7 protein-coding genes are annotated in these 6518 nt (G+C 36.8%); 3 read left to right on the top strand and 4 right to left on the bottom strand.

The genetic code is table 11. The annotated features are described in order from the left end of the window. Together H7254_RS14060 and H7254_RS14055 are read right to left on the bottom strand one after the other, a co-directional pair. Positions 1-239: hypothetical protein (locus H7254_RS14060; protein ID WP_301933564.1), on the bottom strand; the 239-nt coding region annotated here is incomplete at its 3' end. A gap of 214 nt (positions 240-453) precedes the next feature. Next, complete coding sequence (locus tag H7254_RS14055) at positions 454-1077, bottom strand: DUF4294 domain-containing protein (protein WP_301924231.1); 624 nt, start codon at positions 1075-1077, stop codon at positions 454-456. Between the two features lie 346 nt (positions 1078-1423). On the opposite strand from H7254_RS14055, the gene H7254_RS14050 reads away from it, so the two are divergent. After that, positions 1424-2233 carry an alpha/beta fold hydrolase gene (locus tag H7254_RS14050; RefSeq protein WP_301933563.1) on the top strand — a complete coding sequence of 270 codons (810 nt, stop codon included), beginning with the start codon at positions 1424-1426 and terminating at the stop codon, positions 2231-2233. Positions 2234-2695: 462 nt separating this feature from the next. On the opposite strand, the gene H7254_RS14045 is transcribed toward H7254_RS14050, so the two are convergent. Together H7254_RS14045 and H7254_RS14040 are read right to left on the bottom strand one after the other, a co-directional pair. Then, positions 2696-3181 (bottom strand): YbhB/YbcL family Raf kinase inhibitor-like protein, encoded by a 486-nt coding sequence (locus tag H7254_RS14045; RefSeq protein WP_301933562.1) that lies wholly within the window; start codon positions 3179-3181, stop codon positions 2696-2698. Positions 3182-3540: 359 nt separating this feature from the next. Beyond that, positions 3541-3795, bottom strand: a complete 255-nt coding sequence (locus tag H7254_RS14040; protein WP_301933565.1) for an alpha-ketoglutarate-dependent dioxygenase AlkB — start codon at positions 3793-3795, stop codon at positions 3541-3543. Between the two features lie 1356 nt (positions 3796-5151). Between H7254_RS14040 and H7254_RS14035 the strand changes: the two genes are divergently transcribed. After that, positions 5152-6177 carry a N(4)-(beta-N-acetylglucosaminyl)-L-asparaginase gene (locus H7254_RS14035; protein ID WP_301933561.1) on the top strand — a complete coding sequence of 342 codons (1026 nt, stop codon included), beginning with the start codon at positions 5152-5154 and terminating at the stop codon, positions 6175-6177. 28 nt (positions 6178-6205) lie between these two features. Further along, positions 6206-6518 (top strand): copper homeostasis protein CutC (locus tag H7254_RS14030; RefSeq protein ID WP_301933560.1); only part of this gene is annotated, 313 nt, incomplete at its 3' end.

Raw genomic sequence — 6518 nt, 5'->3', positions numbered from 1 at the left:
TGTGCCACTACTTCAATTTGTACACTGTTTCCCCACTCGTCTTTGAGGTGTTGCAGATTATTCATTAATCCTTTCCAGGCTGCGGTATCGCTGCTGCTTAGCTGTATTACTATATGGTGTTTTACAACCGGGGCCGTGCTAATATTGTGAGGGGTAGCGGGCTGGATATTGGTTTGTGCAATACCTGGTATAGTTAAAACTACCAGTATCAGAAAAATACTTACAATTTGTTTGTGCATATCCTATTTATTTTTGATGAGTTATTAAAAATATCTCAAACTAAGTACCCAGTTGCAAATATCAGCCAGTAATTAATTTGTATTACAGCAATTATGTTTTTGCAAACCAAACGAATTGAATTAAATATTTAACTGCGGAGATAAATACACGACCTGTTTCTTTGTAAACGGGCAGACAATGAACGGAAGAAATCAATACAGAAACAATTTTTAATCAACTCTTGAATCCATACATTCTTTCCACTTCCTTTACTATTTTTTCCATCTCTATATCATCACCGTTTTTATCGTAAGGTTGCTTTAAACTACTGCCAAAAAAGAAAGCGATAGTTTGATAAAACCTGGCATCAAAGCCGCCTCTATATTCTTTAATGATCTCATAACAATTGTTACCGGTTTCCCGGTTAATCAATTTCATCAATACCTTACCCTGGTAAACAGAAAGATTGGTGAGCGGATCAGTAAATTCTTTTTTTAATTCCTTCTCCTTTGACTTGATACATTTTTTTCGGGCACTTTGGTCGCTTACATTTACAAGTTGGGCATTCAGATCATTCATTACTTTACCCGCACGTTTGGCGTAAGGATAAGTAACATAAATAGCATTTCGTAACCTGGTCCATTTTGCGATGGCCTTCATGTTGGCCTGGTTATACCACGACCTGATGAGTAAATCCTGGAAAGTTTTGGTTTCAATGGTATCTCCCTGGTAAATAACTGCAGCGGTAAGTATTGTGTCATTAATACCTCGTTGTGCAAATACCTGCCCATTTTTTGATGATAAAAAAACGATTAAAAAAAGCAGTAGTAGAGTTTTGTATGTAGATGCACGGCTCATTAGTATCGTAAATTTACAATTTTGCTTTGGATGTAGCAATTTTTAAAGTTTTGGCAGGCATATTTGTTTCACCAATTATACGGGTTACATTAATTCATTTATCTTTCTATACCTGCAATAAATTTCTATTTATAAACCAGGAAGAACATTTTAAACTTGTCATAAAACTACCATAAAACGAAGTGCAGTATTGTTTTAAAAAGGTTAAAAAAAGGACAATTTTTAAAAGGTTTATCAATCATGAATTAAAAATTTAAAACAACAAACTCAAAACTTCCGGCAAAAGTTAGTTTAATATATTTTAGTTTGGTACAGTTTTTTTATAGTACAATTTAAAAATGTGATTATGGAAGAAATTAAAAAAAATAATCCGGTTATCAACTGGCAAATAACTGGCGAGGGGAAAATTGTATTGCTTTTTGTGCATGGAGCTTTCATTGACCAGTCGTACTGGCAAAACCAGGTAGATTATTTTAGCAAGAACTATACGGTGGTTACGATAGACCTGCCTGGCCATGGAAAATCGGGGAAAGAACGCATTCGCTGGACCATAGAAAATTTTGCGGAAGATGTTATTTTTGTAGTAAGGGAATTGAATTTAAAAAATGTTATTCTTATCGGGCATTCCATTGCCGGCGATATTAACCTGGTGGCTGCCACATCCAATCCTTCTCCCTTCATCGGTTTTATCGGTATTGACAATTTCAAAAATGCAGCTACACCTTTAACTCCTGATTACAGACAGCAGGCCGATGCAATAATAGATAATATCAAAACTGATTTTGCAGCAACCTGCGAACAATATGCACGTGTGGCATTGCTTACGCCGCAAACCCTGCCACAGGTAGCTAACCACGTTATTGGAGATTACCGGAAAGCCTTACATCCAATGGGTGTAGAGATTATAGAAGAATCATTCAATATGGACAAGCTGGAAGCAAGGCTGCTGCCTAACCTGCAGCTTACGTTGCATCTTATCAATGCAGACTATATGCCTACCAATGAAGAAGCCTTAAAAAAGTACGCCACAAACGGGTATGATCTGGTAGAGATAAAAGGTACATCTCATTTTCCGATGTTGGAAAGCCCGGATGAACTGAATCGGTTTTTGGAGCAGACTATTAATAAAATTAAAATTGCGAACACTGTTGCTTAAAGCCGCTAAGACAGTACAATAATAAATTAAATACCTTTCCTTATAATAGCTCTCATCTCATTAAAAAGCAGTTTAATTGGTTGTGTGTTTTTTTTAAAGATGGAACGGTTATTATTTTTATTGAGCTTGCGTAGGAACACCAGCAGCAATAAAATCCAACAGCCTTACCGGCCACTTTTACAATTACAGCATCCTTCTGGTGGTGTAAAGAGCTTTTTAATTACGGCATAAGTGCATATTTTTATTAAGCTTAAATATTTGGTCATCCATGTAAATTCATCATACTGCTTTGCGATTAGTATAAATACAGGTATGTCATTTTAATTTTGTAAGCGTTAATCTTTTATAATCGAACTTTTGAAAGTTATAAAAAATCATCTCCATCCGTCAAATATTGAATGATACAATTCAATGAGAATGGTAAAAAAGAGTAAAAAAAAGTGTCAGTAATCTATCTTTTAATTACTGGATTAAGACACTGTTTTTTTGAGATACATCTTTTTCTTTTGTATAGAGTGCCATTAATGTTCCCTGTGCCAGAATATGCGACTTCATAGCTTCCTGTAATTTTCTTTTATCTGAGCCTGATTCAATATCAAGACTAATATCCAGTGCAAATACATAAAAATAATAACGGTGTGTTCCAGATGGTGGACAGGGGCCATGATACCCTGTTTTTCCTGCCCCGTTTCTTCCACTGATACCAGGTATCCTGTTTTCTTCAACAATTCTTTCGGGCGGCATGTTCCATACCAGCCAATGGTCATACACCCCCGTTGTAGCATCGGGGTCTTCTACAATTATAGCCAGCGTTTGTGTTCCCTGTGGTACATTCTCTATCATCAAAGGAGGGTTTACATCTTCGCCATCACAGGTATATTTTGATGGAATATTTCCGCCATTCATAAATGCGTTGCTTGTTATTTTCATGGGTTTACTATTTGTCATAATAAGTTGATTAAATATTTTTTTTAGAGGGTTGCTGATTAAACCTATATGGTAATAGTATAAAAACTGTTCCGTTTTTTATCACTGGATAATAATCAACAAACAGTTTGTGTATAAGGGGTTCAAATATCGGTTACATCCCAAACCGAGAATAACGAAGTGTTGAAAAAATAAATTGTAGAATTATTTACTCCTGTTTATAAAAAGACGTGTTAATAAGAAGGGGAAATTACTATAATTGGTTTATTAAAATTACTGAAAGCAATACTTACAATACTCGTTGTATTTTTTTATAATTTTTTTTACAGAACAATTCTTCTGAAAGTTAAGTTTATTCCTGGCCGTTTAACCAGGGTACACTAGGGTAAAATATGCGGCCAATTTGTTTGCGTGGCATTTTTCATTACTAAAATACCGGAGCTTTGTAAATGCACATAAATAGTTTGCCTACTATTTTTATATTTTAAAGAAAATTTTCTTACTGTGCTAAAACTTACAGAGGCCGTGGTGGTATTGATGCCTGAAGCTTTTTTATCAACGCTGTAATAGGCCATGCCCTTATCGCCGGTGTGGTACAAACTCAACTGGCAGCTATTGAAATAATCTCCGGAAATTTCTTCTGGTATTTTTTTTAATGCAAGTAATTCTTTTGTTTAGGGTAATGCCTGTTTGGTAGTATTTAAATAAGTGTAGGCATAATTGCTATCACCATACCAGGCTGCTTTTCGTTTGGTAATAATATGTTTTCTAAATTATGACCTCATCATTTTTCTTCTCAAGGTATTGTGTAAACGGTTCAGGTATAGCATTGCCTGCGCTGGTTTTATTACGTTCCCATAAAAATGGGCAATGCTTTCACGAGGTAATAAATTGGTTATACTGCCAGTATAAAATATATCTATCTTTCCATTTTTTATATGCTGTTTTTATGCAGTGTCGGTAAGGCCGGTGATGGTGCTCTATTGCTTCTTTTCAACAACCGAAAAATGCACGCTTTTTTTGTAGCTGCTTGCCCAACTTGAAATGCAGTGTTCCAAAAATTTTCAATTTGCTGTTACCAATTAAACAGGTTTCTTTGTTTCGTATTTTGCTACGCAGTTCTGCTGCAGTTATTCTTGCAGGATAAAACATATCAACTGTTGTTTTGCTGATTACACCGGTGAATAAAAAACCGCACAAACTGAATTTTAATTTTCTTTAAAAGTTTTAGCAGTTTTCCAACCAATAGTGGCAGATTTTCGGGTGCTTCCCCACCTGTAACCTCTTATACTTTCAGTAAACTGAATTGAACGATGGCAGCGAATTAAATATGTTGCTGTGTTACGGCCAATGGCCTGCCTGCTGCTCTTGCAGTATGGGGCTTATTTATTTTTACAGCAATACCGCCATCAATAGATAGTTGCCCGATTGGTATTTTAAGCAAAGTTCCCCAAACTTTTTATTGAAAACAGGTAGGCTTTCAATGTAGTCTGATATGGTTAATGGTACTCCAGGTGTGCGTAAAAATATACAACGCTTCTTGGTGTATTAAATCAAAAATGCAGTTAGATATATTCTATTGCTTACGCCATGCGGTGGCAATTTATATGTTGCTGTGCTTCCATTGTTGTTAATTTAAGATTCGAAAATACCAGACTTTCGCCCGTGGTAAAACCCGGAACTGTCTAAATTATTTAAAGTTTCGTAATGGCAATTTCTGTATTTTCAATTGGAGGCTGGTAGTAAAACCAACTTCGGCAGGTAGCCATAGTCTGTGTTCCCATCGGGCACTTTTAAAAAAAGCGTATTGAAATCCTGGTAATTAATCCTTAGTGAGCATTATTATTATTGCCCGCATAAATTTATTCATGGATTAATAAGTTTTATGTAAAATTTTGAGATACTTCAATCCTAAAATAATTCTTCTTACAGAAATAAACAGTACCATTGCTAATAATTAATTTAGCAGATAAAATAACTAATATATTTATATGTCAACACGTAGAAAATTTTTGCAAAGTTCAATCATTGGTTCAGCAGCAGTTTTAACCGGCGAAAAATTATTAGCTGCAAAACCTCTAACAGTTGCTGCAGTTTTGAATAATCCTATTGTAATTTCCACCTGGGATTTTGGCAAAGCCGCCAATGCGGGTGCGTGGGAAATTTTGCAAAAAGGAGGTCGTGCGTTGGATGCCGTGGAAGCAGGTGTGCGCATTCCGGAAGCAGATGAATCGAACCAGAGTATTGGTTACGGTGGTTTACCCGACCGGGATGGCAAAGTAACATTGGATGCATGCATCATGGATGAATTTTATAATTGCGGATCGGTGATGGCACTGGAACATATTATGCACCCCATTTCGGTGGCAAGGATGGTGATGGAGAAAACACCTCATATTATTTTAGCGGGAGATGGAGCGTTGCAATTTGCACTGGCCAACGGGTTTAAAAAAGAAAATTTATTAACGGCTAAAAGCGAACACGACTGGAAGGAATGGCTGAAGACCGCTAAATATGAACCGGTAAAAAATATTGAGAACCAGTTGTACGATAAAACAAAAGACCCGATGCCCGGCGGCATTAAAAACCATGATACCATTGGCATGCTGGCAATGGATGCCGCAGGAAATTTTGGTGGCGCCTGTACTACCAGTGGAATGGCGTATAAAATTCATGGCAGGGTAGGAGACTCGCCTGTGATAGGCGCTGGTTTATATGTTGACAATGAAGTTGGCGGTGCTACCGCAACGGGAGTTGGAGAAGAAGTGATTCGCATTGTTGGAGCGCACTTGATTGTAGAGTTAATGCGGCAGGGATTAAGCCCTGAAGCTGCCTGTAAAGAGGGCGTTGAACGCATTATAAAACGCAATCCAATAAAAGCAAAAGAAGTGCAGGTAGGTTTTTTAGCAATGAATAAAAAAGGTGAATTTGGAGCGTATTGTTTGCAGAAAGGATTTACCTACGCGGTAAGAAGTAACCAGGAAGAAAAAATTTATACAGCCCCCAGCATTTATTAATTACACCCCTTTTAATAATAACAAAATTATGAGTGATAGCGCTATTTTCGAAGTATGTGCATTCAATATTCAGTCGGCCATTATTGCAGAAAATGCAGGAGCTGCAAGGGTTGAATTATGCGATAACCCGGTAGAAGGTGGAACCACGCCCAGTTACGGAGCCATCAAACAAACCAGGGAAAAGGTTTCCATTTTATTGTATCCCATCATTCGGCCACGGTCGGGTCACTATTTATATGATGTCGATGAGATTGAAATTATCCGGCAGGATATATTGATTTGTAAAGAACTTGGCTGTGATGGTATTTCAGTGGGGGTACAAAAAATAGATGGCGAAATAG

It is taken from the genome of Ferruginibacter sp. (assembly GCF_014377975.1).
In the GTDB taxonomy this organism is placed as follows: domain Bacteria; phylum Bacteroidota; class Bacteroidia; order Chitinophagales; family Chitinophagaceae; genus Ferruginibacter.
The sequence above is the reverse complement of the archived record's forward strand: the minus strand, read 5'-3'. Positions and strand labels throughout refer to the sequence as shown.